The organism is Glycomyces sp. NPDC050141, assembly GCF_055586545.1.
This window is the reverse complement of sequence record NZ_JBVJHZ010000005.1, coordinates 53,746-70,263: the sequence shown is the minus strand read 5'-3', so window position 1 is coordinate 70,263 and position 16,518 is coordinate 53,746. Positions and strand designations below refer to the sequence as shown.

The 16,518-nt window shown below is 68.3% G+C and carries 23 protein-coding genes; 6 read left to right on the top strand and 17 right to left on the bottom strand.

Annotation, left to right across the window (positions count from 1 at the left end):
• The first annotated feature begins 337 nt into the window (after window positions 1–337).
• From ACZ60M_RS04710 to ACZ60M_RS04690, 5 genes are all read left to right on the top strand, one after another.
• Complete coding sequence (locus tag ACZ60M_RS04710; protein ID WP_465414714.1) at window positions 338–1,204, top strand: helix-turn-helix domain-containing protein; 867 nt, start codon at window positions 338–340, stop codon at window positions 1,202–1,204.
• Window positions 1,201–1,434 carry a DUF397 domain-containing protein gene (locus ACZ60M_RS04705; protein ID WP_465414712.1) on the top strand — a complete coding sequence of 78 codons (234 nt, stop codon included), beginning with the start codon at window positions 1,201–1,203 and terminating at the stop codon, window positions 1,432–1,434. Before ACZ60M_RS04710 ends, ACZ60M_RS04705 begins: the two co-directional genes overlap by 4 nt.
• 85 nt (window positions 1,435–1,519) lie before the next feature.
• Window positions 1,520–1,795, top strand: coding sequence for a DUF397 domain-containing protein (locus ACZ60M_RS04700; protein ID WP_465414711.1), 276 nt, complete (start codon window positions 1,520–1,522; stop codon window positions 1,793–1,795).
• 310 nt (window positions 1,796–2,105) lie between these two features.
• Complete coding sequence (locus ACZ60M_RS04695) at window positions 2,106–2,951, top strand: DUF2637 domain-containing protein (protein WP_465414709.1); 846 nt, start codon at window positions 2,106–2,108, stop codon at window positions 2,949–2,951.
• A gap of 211 nt (window positions 2,952–3,162) precedes the next feature.
• Window positions 3,163–3,447, top strand: coding sequence for a hypothetical protein (locus ACZ60M_RS04690; protein ID WP_465414707.1), 285 nt, complete (start codon window positions 3,163–3,165; stop codon window positions 3,445–3,447).
• A 132-nt stretch (window positions 3,448–3,579) separates the two neighbouring features.
• On the opposite strand, the gene ACZ60M_RS04685 is transcribed toward ACZ60M_RS04690, so the two are convergent.
• The 15 genes from ACZ60M_RS04685 to ACZ60M_RS04615 all read right to left on the bottom strand — a co-directional run bounded on the left by ACZ60M_RS04685 (window position 3,580) and on the right by ACZ60M_RS04615 (window position 13,886).
• Complete coding sequence (locus tag ACZ60M_RS04685) at window positions 3,580–4,365, bottom strand: hypothetical protein (protein ID WP_465414705.1); 786 nt, start codon at window positions 4,363–4,365, stop codon at window positions 3,580–3,582.
• 154 nt (window positions 4,366–4,519) lie between these two features.
• Window positions 4,520–4,729, bottom strand: a complete 210-nt coding sequence (locus tag ACZ60M_RS04680) for a hypothetical protein (protein ID WP_465414703.1) — start codon at window positions 4,727–4,729, stop codon at window positions 4,520–4,522.
• A 72-nt stretch (window positions 4,730–4,801) separates the two neighbouring features.
• Complete coding sequence (locus tag ACZ60M_RS04675; protein ID WP_465414701.1) at window positions 4,802–5,656, bottom strand: peptidoglycan-binding domain-containing protein; 855 nt, start codon at window positions 5,654–5,656, stop codon at window positions 4,802–4,804.
• A gap of 116 nt (window positions 5,657–5,772) precedes the next feature.
• Window positions 5,773–6,660: a hypothetical protein gene (locus ACZ60M_RS04670; RefSeq protein ID WP_465414699.1), complete on the bottom strand. Its 888-nt coding sequence runs from the start codon at window positions 6,658–6,660 to the stop codon at window positions 5,773–5,775.
• Between the two features lie 9 nt (window positions 6,661–6,669).
• A complete protein-coding gene (locus ACZ60M_RS04665; protein WP_465414698.1) occupies window positions 6,670–7,116 on the bottom strand; it encodes an H-type lectin domain-containing protein in 447 nt (148 codons plus the stop codon).
• Window positions 7,113–8,255 carry a DUF5047 domain-containing protein gene (locus tag ACZ60M_RS04660; protein WP_465414696.1) on the bottom strand — a complete coding sequence of 381 codons (1,143 nt, stop codon included), beginning with the start codon at window positions 8,253–8,255 and terminating at the stop codon, window positions 7,113–7,115. Before ACZ60M_RS04660 ends, ACZ60M_RS04665 begins: the two co-directional genes overlap by 4 nt.
• Window positions 8,252–9,157 carry a hypothetical protein gene (locus ACZ60M_RS04655; protein WP_465414695.1) on the bottom strand — a complete coding sequence of 302 codons (906 nt, stop codon included), beginning with the start codon at window positions 9,155–9,157 and terminating at the stop codon, window positions 8,252–8,254. Before ACZ60M_RS04655 ends, ACZ60M_RS04660 begins: the two co-directional genes overlap by 4 nt.
• On the bottom strand, window positions 9,157–11,310 hold the full coding sequence (locus tag ACZ60M_RS04650) for a phage tail tape measure protein (protein WP_465414693.1): 2,154 nt from the start codon (window positions 11,308–11,310) through the stop codon (window positions 9,157–9,159). Before ACZ60M_RS04650 ends, ACZ60M_RS04655 begins: the two co-directional genes overlap by 1 nt.
• A 27-nt stretch (window positions 11,311–11,337) precedes the next feature.
• Window positions 11,338–11,766 (bottom strand): hypothetical protein, encoded by a 429-nt coding sequence (locus ACZ60M_RS04645; RefSeq protein WP_465414691.1) that lies wholly within the window; start codon window positions 11,764–11,766, stop codon window positions 11,338–11,340.
• Window positions 11,712–12,077, bottom strand: a complete 366-nt coding sequence (locus tag ACZ60M_RS04640) for a hypothetical protein (RefSeq protein ID WP_465414689.1) — start codon at window positions 12,075–12,077, stop codon at window positions 11,712–11,714. The genes ACZ60M_RS04645 and ACZ60M_RS04640 overlap by 55 nt, the downstream gene beginning before the upstream one ends.
• Window positions 12,077–12,655, bottom strand: a complete 579-nt coding sequence (locus ACZ60M_RS04635) for a phage tail tube protein (RefSeq protein WP_465414687.1) — start codon at window positions 12,653–12,655, stop codon at window positions 12,077–12,079. Before ACZ60M_RS04635 ends, ACZ60M_RS04640 begins: the two co-directional genes overlap by 1 nt.
• A gap of 12 nt (window positions 12,656–12,667) precedes the next feature.
• Window positions 12,668–13,117: a hypothetical protein gene (locus tag ACZ60M_RS04630; protein WP_465414685.1), complete on the bottom strand. Its 450-nt coding sequence runs from the start codon at window positions 13,115–13,117 to the stop codon at window positions 12,668–12,670.
• Window positions 13,117–13,329 (bottom strand): hypothetical protein, encoded by a 213-nt coding sequence (locus ACZ60M_RS04625; protein WP_465414684.1) that lies wholly within the window; start codon window positions 13,327–13,329, stop codon window positions 13,117–13,119. The genes ACZ60M_RS04630 and ACZ60M_RS04625 overlap by 1 nt, the downstream gene beginning before the upstream one ends.
• Window positions 13,319–13,504 carry a hypothetical protein gene (locus ACZ60M_RS04620; RefSeq protein ID WP_465414682.1) on the bottom strand — a complete coding sequence of 62 codons (186 nt, stop codon included), beginning with the start codon at window positions 13,502–13,504 and terminating at the stop codon, window positions 13,319–13,321. The genes ACZ60M_RS04625 and ACZ60M_RS04620 overlap by 11 nt, the downstream gene beginning before the upstream one ends.
• A gap of 31 nt (window positions 13,505–13,535) precedes the next feature.
• A complete protein-coding gene (locus ACZ60M_RS04615) occupies window positions 13,536–13,886 on the bottom strand; it encodes a hypothetical protein (RefSeq protein WP_465414681.1) in 351 nt (116 codons plus the stop codon).
• Window positions 13,887–14,009: 123 nt separating this feature from the next.
• Between ACZ60M_RS04615 and ACZ60M_RS04610 the strand changes: the two genes are divergently transcribed.
• Window positions 14,010–15,113 carry an AlbA family DNA-binding domain-containing protein gene (locus ACZ60M_RS04610; protein ID WP_465414678.1) on the top strand — a complete coding sequence of 368 codons (1,104 nt, stop codon included), beginning with the start codon at window positions 14,010–14,012 and terminating at the stop codon, window positions 15,111–15,113.
• On the opposite strand, the gene ACZ60M_RS04605 is transcribed toward ACZ60M_RS04610, so the two are convergent.
• Together ACZ60M_RS04605 and ACZ60M_RS04600 are read right to left on the bottom strand one after the other, a co-directional pair.
• Complete coding sequence (locus ACZ60M_RS04605; protein ID WP_465414676.1) at window positions 15,084–15,671, bottom strand: hypothetical protein; 588 nt, start codon at window positions 15,669–15,671, stop codon at window positions 15,084–15,086. The two genes, ACZ60M_RS04610 and ACZ60M_RS04605, sit on opposite strands and share 30 nt — an antisense overlap.
• A 4-nt stretch (window positions 15,672–15,675) precedes the next feature.
• On the bottom strand, window positions 15,676–16,518 hold the full coding sequence (locus ACZ60M_RS04600; protein WP_465414674.1) for a major capsid protein: 843 nt from the start codon (window positions 16,516–16,518) through the stop codon (window positions 15,676–15,678).

The window sequence follows — 16,518 nt, the reverse complement described above, 5'->3', positions numbered from 1 at the left end:
CCGCTGTCTTGTGTGCGGCCTGTGGATACGGACGCGTCTTCAGTTATGGAGTGGCCCACCCGCCACCGACACCCATCACGACGAGCGGGCGGGCCGGTCGAGCTGGAACCCTTCACCAACTCCCTGACGGAGCCCTCGGGTTCCGGCCGTTCGAGCAGCGCCCGACCAGAATCAAGTTGAGCTAGTCACCAGAACGATGACAGTCAACACAGTATTGGGTATACCCAAGAACATGTCAAGGACCACGGCCGTATCTTCCTCAAAACACCTCAGATAGACTCCCGGCACGACCCGCGGGAGAACAGCAGCCCGCCTTCGGGACGAAGGAGTTCGAGCGATGCCCCAACCACAGGGACCGACCTTCCGGGCCGTCTGGCTCGGCGAGAAGCTGCGCGCGATGAGGCAGACGAAGGAACTCGATCTCGCCGGCGTCGCCGAATACGTGGGGATCGGCGCCTCCTCAGTGGGGCGGATGGAAAAGGGCATTTACCCGCCCAAATCCAAGGAGATGGTGCTCCTTCTGAAGCTGTATGGAGTGAACGACAAGGCCGAGCAGCAAGAGTTGATGGAGATGGCGCGCGACGCCTCCGAACGGGGTTGGGTCGAGTCGCTCGTCAGCGATCGCACCTTCGCCGACTTCATCTGGGCGGAGGGCAAGGCGCGGCAGATCCACTCGTTCCAGTTGGCGTTCTTCTCCGGCCTCCTTCAAGACCCCCTCTACGCAGAGGAACTCATCCGCCTCGGGCCGTCAAGGGATAACGAAGGGGACGTCCTGAACCTGCTCGCCGCCAGAATGGCGCGGGGCGAGCGCCTGGCGCAGCCAAACGGGCCAGAGGTCCGGTTCTTGATCCATGAGGCCGTGCTCCACCAGCGCATCGACGGGATCAGTGATGCCGCCTACCGAGCTCAGTTCAAGCACCTACTGAAGGTCGCTCAATATCCGAACGTGCGCCTTCGGATCGCTCCGCTTCGTTGGGCCCGCCATAACCCCATGGGGATCATGACCGGGTTCACGATTCTGGATATGCCCAGCCCTTGGCCGATGTTGATGCACGTCGAGACGCCCATCAGCGGGATGGTCGCCGAAGCTCCTGACATAGACTCGTTTCCAGGGATCTATGAAGAACTCTGGAACGAGGGCGTGCTTGACGAGAGCCACACCCTGGAACAGTTGGAAACTATGTTGAAGGAATTGGACAAATGAGCCTCAATGGTAGCAATGTCCGCTGGCCGCGAGCGCGCTTCCGCAAGAGCAGCAGAAGCGATGGCACCGGCAACGGCAACTGCGTTGGGGTCGATGTGCAGGGCGGTGCGGTCGCGATCGGCGACACCAAATCTCCGGTCGAAGCGGAAGACACCTACGCGCACTTCGTCGTAACAACCACTGACCTCAACAGTCTGCTCGCTGGCATCAAGTCCGGCGAGATCGTCTAGCCGCCCCTAGAAAGCTTCGAGGCGCGCTCTCCGTGCAGGGGGGCGCGTCCTTGTCTTTTTCCAGGTTGACCAGCACGGAGTCATCATGACGAAGCGTGAGCACCCGCTGAAGGGCGAGTTTGACACCACCACGGCCCGTTGGGAACGCACGAAACACGAGGACGGCACGCTGGCTGCCCTGGAAGTCGGCTATGGCGACAACGGCCTGGTTGCTCTGCGGATGGCTGAGGACCCCGAGGGCGACATCCTCATCTATACCCCGGCTGAGTGGCAGGCGTTCGTTGAAGGCGTCCGCGACGGCGAGTTCGATCTGGAGACCTGGGCGGACGAGGCTGCCTCGGCGGCGACAGACGAGCGGTAGCCGTACCTCGCCGACGACGCTTCCGAGACGAGACGACAGAGGCCCGGCACCGCTCGCGCGGTCCCGGGCCTCTCGGTTCTTTCGCGTCCAAACTTGAGAACCGTTGTCAACGGTAGCAGTTCAGCAGCCTGTCGTCGTGTCCTCTCGCCAGCCTCAGTGCGGGGCGCTGTCCGCCTCGATCTGCTTGGGGGCCAACGTCTTCGGGCGCTCCAGTTAGCTGGCCTACTGAGGGTCCCTCTCGTATATACACGGCCCGTCCTCTCCAGCTACGGTCCTGGACACTCAAGCGTCCAAACTTGGAGAGAACGACATGAACTTCGCAATCCCCCGCCGGGCGGTCCTGATCGCCGCCACCGCGCCCGTCGCGGCCGTGGCAGCGATGGCCTCCTACGACCACATCCACACCCTCGCGGCCGCGCACGGCCAGCCCGAGCACATCGCCGCGACCCTCCCCCTGGCCGTTGACGGGATGATCCTCGTCGGCAGCCTCGCCCTCACCGACGGCCGGACCGAGCGCGGCATCGCCTGGGCAACCTTCGCCGCCGGCGTCGCGTTCTCCTTGGCCGCCAACGTCCTGGTGGCCGCCCCGGACCTCCTCTCGCGCATCGTGTCGGCGTTCCCGAGCCTCGCCCTGTTGTTGACCGTGGAGGTCCTCATCCGGTCCAGTCGCCGCACCGTCGCCGAGACGGCCGTGGCGGTCCTACGGCAGGCGGCCGCGGCCGACGCCATCGAGGCCCTGGTGGCGCAGATGGAAACCGAGATGCCAGCCGAGGCCCACGCGTTGGCCGCCATGTTGTCGGCGAACGACACCGAGGACGAGCCCGCGCCATTCCTCCCCGAGGGCCTGTTCTGGGTCGCGATCGAGGACGCCGCCCCTCTCGACACCACGGTTAGCGACGAACCCACCGAGCACGAGCCCGACGAAGCGCGCGAGCGGCGGCCGCGTCTTTCCGCCGAGGAGTTGCGAACCCAGGTCCGCAAACTCCTTCAGGAGGACCCCGACATGAGCGACGCGGAGATCGCACAGCGAATCGACCGTGAGCCGCGCACTGCGACCCGCTACCGCCAGCAAGTTCAGGACGAGCTCGCCGCGAACGCGAGCACGTCGGCGGAGGACTCCGAGGCGGATCTCATCCCGGCCGAGGCCAGCGCCTGAGACGGCAAAGGCGGGGCCTGGTGCGCGATACCGCGCACCAGGCCCCGTTCCGCTCTTCCCCTGCGCTGCTATCCCCAGCCACTCCGATCCGAAGCGCGAGACGCGGAGCGAGGCTATTCGAAGAGGTATGGGTCAGCGGCCGGCCCCGTCAGGGAGGATGGGACCGGCCGTCCCCCGTGATTTTATCGTACACATGTGCGATACTCGCGGTGTGGACTCCCGACCTTGCCGCTACCGCCTGCATCTCGACCAGATCAGCGACTGGGCCGACGCTCCGATGTTCGAGGCGCACGCGGTCGAGACCGGCATGTTCACCCAGGGGTCGGTGCGTGTGCGTCGCCTGGAGGTGTGGGTCGTGGAGACGAGCGACGCGACCGCCCCGCGGCGGCTCAGCGCATTTGCGGCGCCGGATCGGGCGCTCGCGAACGCCGAGGAGATCCTGACCCAACCTGACGGGCGAGGCATCTACCGGGAATGGAAGGTCAAGCGCCCGTAGCGGTCAAGTGTGGAAAAGCGAAAACGCCCGGCCACCGCAGTGAGGTGGCCGGGCGGTTCGGAGGCGACGAAGAGTGCGGCGGTGGCGATGCGGTAGATCCAGGCGCGGACTTTCTGGGCGGTGCCGGCGGGCTCAGTTGGAAGACTCGTCGGTCTCCGCGATCAGCAGTTCAAGGCTCTTTGCCAGGGGCGTGGTGTTGCTCTCGCCATCCCAAACGGCGATCTGTACGGGGAGGCCGAGCGTCTTCGATAGGAATTGAGGCATGAGGCCTCTTACTGGCAGATTGGTGACCAGGAGCAGGCCCGCGAACATGCCGCCGTCCGGGGTTCGGGCGCGCCGCACACTTCCTACCAGCCGCCTAAGATCGCTGAGGCGAGTAACTCGTCCGAACTTGGCTTCGACTGCGAGGGAGCGGCCGGATGGAGTGCGGACCATGTAGTCGGCCGGGGCTTGGCGCAGTTCGAAATATCGGACGCCTTCCGGACTGATGGCGTGCAGGGCTAGGCCGACTTTGGCCTCATAATGGAGCGATCGGATTATGGGGCGTCTGGCGATCTCCGGGTTCAGGGCGTTCGCAGTGTCAATGACCGTTTTCGCCTCGTCGGGTTCGCCCTCGTCAAGTTTTTCGGTCGCAAGCTCTTTCGTTCGCCGTACTTGTTGCTGGGTGGCGGCAAAGCTCGCACCGCCTCCTGCGGTGATGCCGGTCAGAGGGGTGTTCTGAAGTCCCATAACGAGGAGCACGAGGCCCATGAGGAAGACCCCCAGGGTGCCGGCCTGATTTCCCGAATCGGTCAACACTGCCCAGCCGCCAACGAAGGCGAGCGCGACACCGAGGCCCATCGAAGTGAACCGTGCCCACGGCTCCAATTTCGCTGGCAGTCGCTCGGGCTCCTCCCCGGGAGTCCCATTCTCGTCCATCGGTCCACTGTACGGCTTCGGCCTCATTCCGGGGGCTCTGAGGTTTGCCGACCTTGGCCTATCGGGTTATTAACGGCGCCAATAGATCAAACGCGCCCGACCACCCCCGAAGGGTGGTCGGGCGCGGGTGCAAGTGCCCTGGTGGGGCCGTCGACTAGTTGATGCGGGAGCGGGTGGGGGTGTTGAGGGCGGCGATTGCGGAGGTGACGACGCCGGGCACGGTCGCGGCCAGCTCGGTCCACAGCTCGCCACTGACCTCGTAGACGGAGGCGACGAGGAGTGCGGCGGTGGCGATGCGGTAGATCCAGGCGCGGACCTTCTGGGCGGTGCCGGGCTGGATGGGAGGGAGGGCGGCGGTTGCCATGTGGCACTTCCTATCTGGGGCGTCGGCCCCGTGGGGTGGGTGTGGTTGAGGGGTCTTCGGGCGGGGGCCGGGTCAGCCGGTGACGGGGTTGCGGTAGGCCGCGGCCCACGTCTGGGGGCCGAGGAGCCCGTCGACGCGGAGGCCCTGATCGGCCTGGAACGCGCGGATCAGGTCGCGGTACTCGCCGCCGTATCGGCCGTCGTTGCCGTAGATGGTGAGGTGGGCCTTTCCGCGGCCGATGGACCAGCCGCGGTGTTCGAGCTGCTCGGTCCATTCCTGGAGCCACTCGTAGTCCTTGCGGCTGTTGAAACGGCGTCCGTAGTGCCCGGACACGGACTCGGGCCCGCCGCCGGCGGGCCCGAAGTAGTAGCCGCTCGGCAGGGGGAAGTCCACTTCGGGGCCGGGTGCGGGCGTGTCGGCCGGGGGCACGGTTGGCTTCCCGCCGCCGTTGCCGCCGTCGTGGTCGGTGAGGTGGTCGGTGACCCAGTCGTGGAGGCGCTCGCCAGGGCAGGCGGTGGAGGCGAGCTGCTGGTGGGTGCGGACGCGGAGCGACTTGCCAGCGCGGCGGTTCGCTTCGCGGTAGAGCCAGGCGAGGGAGTCCTTGACGGCTTCGGGCACGGACCGGCTCACGTAGTTGCCGATCACGCACACACCGACCGATGCCGTGTTGTGCCCGGCGATGTGGGCGCCGACGACGAGCCAGCCGCGGCCCTCGTAGATGGTGCCGTCCGCGCCGACGAGGAAGTTGTACCCGATGTCGCTCCACCCGCGCGAATTCATGTGAAAGTCCTGGATTTCACGCGGGGTCTGGTCGGGGTCGGCGCCCGAGTGGTGGACGGCGAACGTGGTGCGCGCCGACCAGGTGGTGCGGTCGACGGCGGTGGCCTTGCGGGCGCCCCAAGCGGAGCGGGAGACGATACTGGACACAAACCCTCCAAAGTGGTCACGGATGTGGTGCGGGGTACGGAGCAGGCCCGGCGCGGAAGCGCCGGGCCTGCTGAGGGGCGCGGGGTGCGGGTGGGGTTCGGTGGCGCCCGGGCGGTTCAGGAGTCGCCGAGGGTGTGGGCGCGGGTGGCCTGGAGCCACATGCGGCCGGGCCCGGTGGCCCAGCCGTAGACGGTGACCTCAGCGCTGTCGCCGGGGTCGAAGCCGGTGCCCCAGCCCGGGACGGTGACGGTGGCCTCGCCCGCACCAGACTGGTTGTCCAGGACGGTCGTGTCGCCGACGTCGAGGCGCCAGCGCGCGGTGGTGCTGGGGCCGCTGGTGGCGGTCTGGACGCTGATGGCGATGCGGCCCTGCCAGATCGGCGTGGTTCCGGTCAGGAGCGGGACGGGGTCAGCCTCGGCGGTGGAGGGCCACAGGGCCGGGCCGCCTTCGGCGGTTTCGGCCTCGCGCGTGGGGACGAGGTGGAGGGGCAGGGTGGGGCGGGCGAGGCCGCCGGCGGGGGCGGGGGCGGTGGCGATGATGCGTGCGCCGTTGTGGTCGAGGAGGGCGACCGCGCCGGTGCCGTCACGGGTTGCGGTGGCGTGGACGGCGGGTCGCCCGTCGCTGTAGTTGAGCCGCCAGGGGGCGCCGTCCGCGGTGAGGGCCCCGCCGAAGGTGGCGACGTCGATGCCGTTGTCGGAGCGGAAGCTCAGGGCGCCGGTGAGGGTGGTGGAGGTACCGGGCGGGATGACTCTGCCGAGAATCCACCAGGTGCCAGGGCCTTGGGCTGGGGCCCAGCCCAGGAGCGCGACCAGGTCGCCGACGCCCAGGCTCATCGAGGTAGTGGAGGCGATGACGGGCAGGTCGCGGAGGGGCACGCCGCGCCATTCGACGGTGTTGGTGCGCGCGGCTGAATCCCAGGCGACGACCCGTCCTTGTCCGAAGCGGACCGCGCTGGCGGGGTCGGTGCGCAGGAGGGGGGTGAGGTCGGCGGCGGGGCGGGACATGTGCCGCTCCTAGTTGTGGTGGATGGCGGTCCATTGGACGGGGATGTCGCTCCAGGTGGCGTCGCGGTCGGTGGCCGCGAAGACGAACAAGGTGAAGCCCTCGGGGGTCACGTGGATGGCCCTGGAGCTCCATCTCGCGGTGGGTCCGGCGCCGGAGTGGATGTTCGTGAAGACGACCGGCTGCGCGGGGAAGGGCCGCGCGAACTGGATGGGGACGGTGTGGCTGTCCTTGGCGGTGAAGGACACTGCCACGACGTTGGTCTCCATTGACCGTCGAACGGCCGTGACCTGGTCGCGCAGGGCGCCGAGTGTGGCCTCGCCGGTGGTGAGTCGGTCGTCGACGCCGCCGATGGCGGCCTCGGTGTCGTCGGCCAGTTGCGCGAAGGCGACCCATGCCCGGGCGGGGTCGGTCCGTTCGGGGTGGCGCAGGTCGTAGCGGGGCGTGGTCGCGGTCATGCGGGTGTGGCCTCCGGCTGGGTGGTGAGGGCGGTCTGGTCGCGGGTGGTCGCGGCCATGGCGGCGGTGACGGTGAGGGGGATGGTGAGGCGCTCGATCTGGTGGAGCTCGAAGCCGCCGTCCGCGCCGGTGACGCGGACGCGGTCCCAGGGGCGCAGACCGGGGTGGACGATCGATCCGAAGTCGATCCCCCTGGGTGTGCCGCGTCCGCGGCGGAGCATGGATTGCGCGGCGTGTGCTGCCTGCGCATGGGTGAGGATTGCCGCGGACTCGAACACCGCGGGCACCATGCCCATCGGCCCGCCCCACCGGGTCGGGGAGGCGGGGTCGAGGTCGTAGGCGACGGCCTGGACCGGGTAGGTGGTCCCGGCGGTCTCGCCGCGGGCGACGATGGCGCCGACCGCGCCGTCCTTGGAGAGGCGTCGGCGGGCGTCGACCAGGACGCCGGCCGGGCCCGAGTCCACGGTCCACACCGGTTCGGCGTCGGCGGGGATGTCCCTGACGCGCAGGACGCCTTCGCCGTCCCACCATGGGATCTGGCCGTGCGCGGCGGCGAGGTTCGCGAGGGTCGCGCTCCGGTCTTCCTCGCAGACGATCGCCCGCCCGAGTGCGATGTCGCCGGTACCGGAGTCGAAGCGGACGACCGCGCCGGGGACGAGTTCGTTGACGAGGTCCGCGTAGACCTCGGCGAGGGTGGTCTCGGGACCGTACTGGCGCGGGGCGATGAGCTTGGAGGCGGCAATGGTCTCCATGCGGTCGGAGCCGGTGAGGGCGATCTGGCCGCGGCGGCGGGTCTGCTCGACCGCGTCGATCCCGTAGTAGCCCAAGGGCGACCACCAGGTGCCCGCGGGCGTGCGGACGCCGCGGCGGACGAACACCTCACCGCCCCAAGGGGACAGGCGCTCATCGCGCGGGCCGGGCCAGCGCGAGGGGCCGCCTTGCCCGGCGGTGCCGGTCACGGTGAGCCGTAGGGTGCCGTGGACGCTGGCGGTCGCGTCCAGTTGCACGTCGCCGTCGATGATGTCGAGCCGCTCCCCCGGCGGGTTGGGCCCGGTGGGGCGGCCGGTGACGAGGCGGGCCTCGATGAGCGCGGTGTGCGAGCCGCGGAGGATCGCCTCCAGCAAGGCCGCGTCGGTCACGGGACCGGTTCCAGGTCTTCGGGGGCGCCGAACCGGTCGGCGAGGTCGTCCCAGGTCGGGGCCGCCGTGGCGGCTTCGCTCCAGGTGGCCCAAGTGCGATTGACACCGGCCCAGGTGATCTGCGCGGCGGGAAGTTCCGCGGCGGGGGCGGCGGCGGCCCGGCACGGGAGCGTGAACGTGCGGGGCCCTTGGACGTGCCCGGCCAGCAGGGTGCGCTCGATGTCGCCGATGTGGACGTACCCGCCGGGGACCAGCCAATCGCTGGGGACGTGCAGCAGCATCACCTCGCCGGGCGCGAGCGCGGCCTCGATCCGGTCCGCCTGGGCTTCGGCGTCGACGCCGAAGTCATGACGCAGGTCGTCGGTGGCGACGGTCAGGGTCCACGCCCGCGAGGCCCGCGGCGCGGCGACGATGATCGGTTCGGGCCGGTCGAGGACCTCAAAGACCCCGGCCCTGCTGGCGCGAGCGATGGGGCCCCAGGTGAGCACGTCAATCGGCTGGTTGAGAAACGGCAGGACTGGGCATTTGAGCCACACCCGGTCGAGCACGGGGGTGATGGCGGCCCCGGCCAGCGTACGGCCAAGCGCGTCAGTGACGCGGTACCGGTTCTCGGTGCCGGGCGCGAACTCGAAGTCGTTGACGCGCAAGGAGTCCGCTCCACCAACTGGTAGGCGGGCGGCGCCGCGGACGGGCCGCCAGGTACGCCCGGCGTCGGTCGACCGCTCGATGGTGACGGTCTGGAACCGGTCGGCCAAAGCGCCCCAGGTGGGGTTGGCGTCGGCGAGGGCGGCCCAGGTCGGCCAGATCCGGGCCGCGGTCTCCCAGTCCAATTCGGTGATGAGGCCGGTCGCTTCGATCCGGACGCGGGCGAAGTCGTCCACGTAGGTGAGTGCGAGCGGCATCAGCGGACCCTTCCGGTGCCGGCGAGGGCGCCGCGGGCGAGGGCCGCGTCGTGGCGCTCCAGCTCGATCTCGAGTACTTCGCGGATCCCGTCGCCAAGGTCGATGGGGATGCGCGCGATCATGACGCCGTCGCCGCGGGCCAAGAGCTCGCGGTCGGACGCATCCAGGCGGACGGTCGGGGCGTCGAAGTCGGCGCCGACCATGCCGGGCAGGTCGTTCGTGAGCCCCTGCAAGAGCGCGCGGGTCCGCGGGATGCGCCGTTCCATGCCGATGTTGAGCGAGTCGATGGCCATCTCGCCGGCGGGCGTGAACAGGCGCCGGTCCGTCGAGGACGGGCCCTTCCAATCGGTCATGGACGAGGTCAGGCCCTGGAGGCTGTCGCGGACGGAGTCGTAACTCGATTCGAGGCCCTCCAGCAGGCCGTCGACCAGATCGCGACCGGCATTGACGAGCAGGTCGCCCAGGTTGCCTAGCCCGTCGAGGATCAGCTCGGGCAGGCCACCGGCCCAGGCGACCAGCTCCTCGCCCTTGGCGATCGCAGAGGCGGCCAGCTCGCCGAACCAGGCAGCGACCCGGCCGGGCAGCGCTTGCAGCCACCCGTAGGCGGCGAGGATCTCCAGGGCGTGATCCTGGACGAATCCGACGATCCGGTCGCCGATCCCGGTCACGAAGCCGACGATGGCGTTCCAGACCGATTCGGTGGTGTCCTTGATCCACTGCCAGGCCCGGCCGAGGGCCGCGACCACGGTGTCCCAGTTCTTGACCAGGGCCACGATGCCGATGATGAGACCCGCGATGATGGCGATGAGCAGGACAATCGCCAAGATCACGAGTCCGATGGGGTTGAGCGCCAGCGCGATGTTCCAGGCGATCTGGACGATGGTGGCGATCACGACGGCCGCGCGCCAGATCGCCATTACGACCGTGGCGGCGATGACCGCGACGCGCCACAGGCCCATCGCGGCCGCGGCGATGCCGATGGCGATCGCCAGGCCGACCAGGACCGGCGTCAACGGCAACAATTTGTCCACAAGCGACTGGATTTGAGGAAGGAGCGGGGTGATGTGCTCGGCCAGGCCCGTGGTGAAGGTGCGGCCGAACTCGGCCAGCGACGCCCGCGCGGATTCGCCGGTCGCCCCGGCGACGTCGCTTGCGGCCCCGGTGAAGTCGCCGAGCGCGCTGGTCGCGGTCGAGGGGTCGACGGCCAGCAGAGCCGACTGCATCGCGGTGGCCTCTTCGCCGAACAGCTCGACCATGACCCTTGAGCGCTCGGCGGGGTCCTCGATCGCGCTGATCGCGCTAAGGAGCTGGTCGAGCGCGGCCTTCGCCTTCTCGCCGCCGCCGGCGAGCTGCGCGGCGAAGGCCGCGCCACCGAGGCCGAGGGCCTCGAAGGTGTCAGTGCCGTCCGCGGCGTTGCCGATGAGTTCTTCCAGCGCGCCGGTGAGGGCGTCGGCCGAGGGCGCTCCGGCCTCCAGGCCCTGGACGAGCATGCCGATCGCCGAGGCGCCGTCGAACCCGAACTGCTTGAGGTTGACCGCCGAGGTGGTCAGCGTGTCAAGGAAGTCCTGGCCGCGGTCGGCGCCGCCTTGGAAACCTGCGGCGATGAGGTCGAATGCCTCGTCCATCGAGGAGGCGAGGCCGGTGCGGACCAGTTGCGCCGCGGTGTCGATGGTCTGGGTGACGTCCTGGCCGAACATGTTCGCCAGCGCGGCGGCGTCGGAGGTCAGGGCCTGGACGTCGCCGGTCTGGCCGAGCTCTTCGAGCGAGCGCGTGACCTCGCCGACCGCGGTGCCGACTTCGGCGAGGGAGTTGCCGAGCCCGGCGGCGTAGACGTCGGCGGCGATCTGCGCGGATTCGGCGGCGACGTCTTCGGCGAGTCCGAACTGAGCGCCGAGGACGGCGGGCAGGTCGGCCCCGGTCAGGGCCTGGTCGAACGCGGTGGCGAACAGGGCGGCGCCGCCAAAGAGGAGCCCGGCGCCCAGCAGGTTCTGCACGGTGCCTTGAAAGCCGTCACCGAAGCCCTCGCCGGCCCGCTCCCCCGCGTCGCGCCCGGCGGCATCGGCCGGGCCGCGCAGTTCGCGGGCGATCGCGGCGGCCCCGCCCCGGAATGCGGGGATGAGGGAGACGTAGACGGCGGCGATCTCACCGGCCATTCGGGCGCCTTCCGTCCAGAGGAGTGGTCAGGCCCGGCGGGGGTGCCCGCGCGCTTCGAGCGCGGCCTGCACTTCGGCCTGGCTGACCTTGGGTTTGGTTGATCTGGTGCGCTCGCCGAGAGGGAACGGGCGGGGATAGCGTTCGGCCCGGCCCCGCTTGCGCCTGTCGGAGTTGACCGCGACGGTGAGGTCGAACAGGTCGGCCAGCGCGAGGGCTTCGCGGGTGGCGGGGTAGTCCCATCCGGCGAGGGCGGCGGCGAGATGCGAGGTGGGGTCGGCCAGGAGCTGCTCGGTCAGCAGCCATGCCTCATGCCAGGACAGGCGCCCGTCGAACACGGCCGAGAGCGATAGGCCGAAGCGGACGCGGAAGTCGTAGGCGAGGGGTCCGGGATGCTCCTCGATCAGGTCGAGGAGCCCGGCGATTCCCCCGGGTGTGCTCCGGTCTGGCGCATCCACTTGCCGATGACGCGCCCGAACTCCTCGATCGACATGGCGCGCAGTGCCTTCAGCGCGGCGGGGTCGGGGCCGGCGGCGTGGAGCATCGCGATGCCCAGGCGCAGCTCGCCGACGCCTGAGGTGTCGGTGACGGCGTCGATGAGCGCCCCGGCCTCCATCTTCGCGGGGGCCGCCGCGGCGGGCGGCAGCATGTACCGCGTCCCCTCGTGGGTGAAGTGGAACGGGCGCGGGGCCCCGGCGGCGACGCGAGCCTCCGTCCCCGCAGGCGGGGGCGCCTGGCGCTGGCGGTTGCGGTTTCGGTTGCGGGCCATCAGGTCGCCTCGCCTTCGCCGTCGCCGGGCTCGCTCTGGTCGGTCGCGAGCGTGGAGTACCACTTCTTCGCGGCGTAGCGCGCGGCCCGATTGCGGTAGGCGGTGACGGTGTTGGTGTAGCCGATCGGGTCGGCGGAGTTCACGGTCTGCGTGTCGACTTCGGTCACCTGCGCTTCGGGCAGGTGCTCGCGGCAGAAGGCGTCCCCGTCGACGTAGTCGATGACGATCGCCCGGCGGGGGCCCATTTCGTTGGGGTCGATGACGATTGACCCGTCCGCGGCCACCGGCCGCCCGTAGAAGAACTCCAAGCTGTTGCGGTTCGTCTCGATCATGGTGAATGCCTTGGTGAACGACGCGCTCGTGACTGATACGCGGACTACGTCGGCGTTCTGCCAGGCCGTCGTCTCGGACAGGGAGCGGGAGCGTTCCTCGTCGATGCCGTCCTCGGAGAGGTAGCCGACATCCCGCCATACCTCGGGAAGCGGGTCGGTCGCGTTGCGCGGGGCCGGCGTGCCGACCGGCGCGAAACAGATCGCGCCGGAGATGCCGACCCGGACGGCGGATGAATCCAGCGCCATCGAGTCCTCCAATCAGAAAGTGGTCAGGGTGGCGCCGCCGGAACCGGCGGCGGGGAGGGCGCGGCCGCGGACGTGCACGGCGGCGGTGAGGGTGTAGCGGGCCTGGCCCGAGACCGGGTCAGGGAGATTCGTCGGGCCGCCGAGTTCTTCGACGCGGTAGACGGGGGTCCCGTCCAGGACGCGGCCAGGGATGGCGGCAAGGAGGCCGCGCACGAGCTGGGCGAGGTCGTGCGCGTCGGTCTCGCCGGTCCCCCAGCATTCGACGCCGATCGTGGCGGCGTCGACCACCAGGCCGCGGCGGGCGCCGCCGACCCTGGGAACCAGGACGCACCGCTCCGGCCTGGGCGCGGGCATCGTCACCGCCACAACCACATCCGCCCGGCCGTGCTCGGCGAGCGCGGCCGTCAGGTAGTCCACGAGGAGCGCTTCGGTGTCGGGAAAGACGATCACCTCGGCGCGCATCAGGACCGCCCGGCGTCGATCGCCCGCGTCAGGTCGCGGGTCTCGGACTCGGCGCGGACGGCCTCGGGAGTCGCGGTGCGCACCGAGACGCGGTAGCGGTTGCGGCTGGTCTCGGCGTCGACTTCCATCCCTTCGCCCGCGTCTGCGGCGATCGCTTCGCCGCGCCGCTCCAGATCCTCGGCGACACCCGAGTAGTCGCCCTCAGCCCTCAAGAGCTTGCGGACTTCGCTGCGGTTGAGTCGAACTCGAGGATTCGCCAGCGCTCTCACCCCCGTCCAGTTCGTCGGCGAAGGCACGCAGGAACATCGCCAGCGCGATCCGGACATCGCCCGAGCGCGCGAGCGAGGCGATGACCTCGGAGTGGATGTTCCCGACACTGATGCGCACGGGAATGTCATTGCGAGGCAAGGGCTCTCTCCTATCCTTCGACGCGGCGGAGTTCGGCTTCGACGTGGGCGAGCGCGCCGGTCGGTGAGGGCCACGGCTGCGGATCGCCGGTGAGGGCATAGACGACGCCCCGGTAGCGGACGCGGTCGCGGACATCGAGATCAGCGCTGGCGGGGGCGAAGAGCTGCCAGGTCGAGACGGCGGCGTCCCGCGCCTGCCCGGTGCCGGTGAACAGGACACGCTCGCTGCTGGCGGGTTGGAGGCGGCATGCGGGGAGGTCGTGCTCGCTCGCGTTGTCCCAGTCGGGGACGGAGGTGCCGCGTTCGGTGCGCCAGGCGGGGCGGATGACTACCACGGTCTCGGTCTTAAATGAGATCGGCATGACGGTAAATGCCTTCTCTTAGTTGGCGGTCTCGTGTACCAGTTATTTCGCTGCGACAAGAAGTGAAGACGCTCGCGCCACACCCGCTGAAAGCCGACTGAGGCTGACTCTTAGAATCGTGAGATGGCGACAATACGTTGGGAGAGCGCGCGAGGGGCGCTGGTAACCGACAAGGGGGCCACGATTGCCCCAAATGGACGACGTTTGACCTCATTCGATGCCGAATTTCGTCAGATCATCGATGTTAAGGTAGAGGACCTCGTTCAAGCCCTAAAGGCAGCCCAATCTGATAATCCCGAAGACTCGCCATCAATTGACTTCACCGTGGTTCTTGATAGGTTTTCCATACCGGGAAACGGGCTAATCAGTGAGCTTCTCGATATGACGAACTTTGGCTGCGAATTCTTTGACTTGGAGCCTGATGGGGATTTCACATATCTTATTGAGTTTTCTCATCGCGATTTGGCGGAGGTCCCTGACTTCCACTCTCGCGTTGCTCCGATAGTGAACCTGTATGACATGCAAATTAGGAGTGCCCGATATAGAAAGGACGGGAGTGGCGACGAAAACTACCCGTTCTATTCCGTCACTCTGGCGCCAAGCATGGAATCAATATTGTCAGACATTATTCAAGTTCATTCGATTCTTGCAATGATGATCTGCTACCCAAGGTTGAGCGCGGAGACGCTCCACGGGGCCTACTCTTTGACCAAAGCCGGATTCTCACAGTCGCTCGTCGGGCAATATGAATCCTCTTGGCTTGAGGTAAAGGCAAAGGGATACGGACTCGAGAACCCACGTCAACATTATGAGATGGCTCTCGATGTAGCTAGCTTCGCAAACTCCGAGGAAGGAGGAATGATAGTAATCGGCGCGACAACTCGCCGAGACCCGCACGGTCGAGATCTCATTGTCGACGTCTCCGGTTGCAAACTCGGACATGTCGCAGTGGAGAGATATACCGAAGTGCTGAACCGCCTCATATTCCCCCGAGTTGAGAACCTAGACGTTACACTCCACGAAAAAGGCGATCGTCAAATTCTTTTGATTTACATTCCTCGACAACATTCGTCATCTCGGCCTTTTCTTGTTCGCGGCGCTCCGGTAGGAGAGGACAAAATCCGGAGTACAGCGTTCACACTTCCGACGAGAGTCAGTGAGCGAAAGTACGAGATCTCGATCGAGGAACTCCACGGGCTAATCCGCAAGGGGATGCAAACCAGCTAAACGTTTTTTGCCAACCTCGATGCGTAACAATATGAGGTGTGTCGTTCGTGGTAGGGCCGGAAAAATGTTGTCGAGCGCAGCCTCTTCTGCGCTGGTGAGTCCGGTGGTGCCGCCGTAGGCGTCGGTGCCCCAGGTGACGGATTCGCCGCCGGCCTGCTCGGAGCGGGCGCCGGTGAGCATCGCGTCGGGAATTGCGGCCAGGCGCGCGGCGATCGAGCACACCAGTTCCACGAGCTCGTCGGGCAATTCGAACCACCCATGGTGGTAAGCCACGGTGAGCGGTCCGCAGGCGTCGGCCCTCAGGTGCGATCCGTTGAGCGCGAATGCGACCGGGCGCCCCTCGGCGTCGGTGAGGGACCGGACGGACCGGACGGGCCGCTGCGGGAGCCGCCACGGCCCGACCCCGGTGAGCTGGAGTGTGGAGGTGTCGGGGGTGATCTGCTGGCCGGTGTGGCGGCGCACCCGGGCCGAGGCCGCCGCCGCCTTCGCGGCAGCAGCGGCCTCGTACCCGAACGCGGCCAAGTCATCCGGGCCGATCAGGTCGGGCAGGCGCGGCACCGCTTCACGAGCCGGGGTAGGTGTAGACCTGGACGGCTTCGCGGTAGCCGGGCAGGCCGAGGACGCGCGCGCCGTAGACGTGCAGGCCCCTCAAGCGATCCGCGAATTTCTTGTGGCTGCGCATGCCTTCGACGGTGTCGATCTGCGACACGTACGCCACAGCCGGGGTCCAGAACCCGATCGCCTGCGGCACATCCACCTCGGGCAGCAGGTTCGAGGGGACGAGGGTAAACCCGAGGTATCGGCCGATGATCGCCTCGCGCAGGCCCGCCGGGGTGCCGGAGGTGTCCACGCTGGTGATTTTCGCGTCCGAGCCGAGCAGCAGCGCCTCGAACTCGGCGTTCATCAGCAGGATGCGGTCGGCGGCGGGGATCTTCGCCTTGGACAGGAACTTGCGGATGTCGCGGATGACGTCGTGCGTGGAGTCGCCGTCCTCGGCGTGCACGGTCACCTGGCCCGTCGCGTCGGTGCCCTCGGCGACCATGCGGGAGGCGATGTACGAGTCGGCGTCGGCCGCCACACTCTTGCCCGCGGCGGTGGTCCAGTCGCCGAAACCGCCCGCGGCCTGCGTCCTGTCGATGTCATCGACGTGGAAGTCGAACGACTTCTCCTGGTCGATCAGGAGCTTGTCGCCGGCGTCCTCGATGTCGTCGGCCTCGGTGGTCCGCCCGGCCGCCTTGTAGTCCTTGACTTCCGGCGGGATGACGCCGGTGATGCGGACGGCGTTACCGAGGCGGGCCTCGCCCTCGTAGCCGCGGTTGCACAGCGCGGCGATGACCGCGTTGTCCTGGAGCGCGGACAAGACTGCCGCAGACCAGATTTCGGGGATGAAATTGTCGATCGTCAA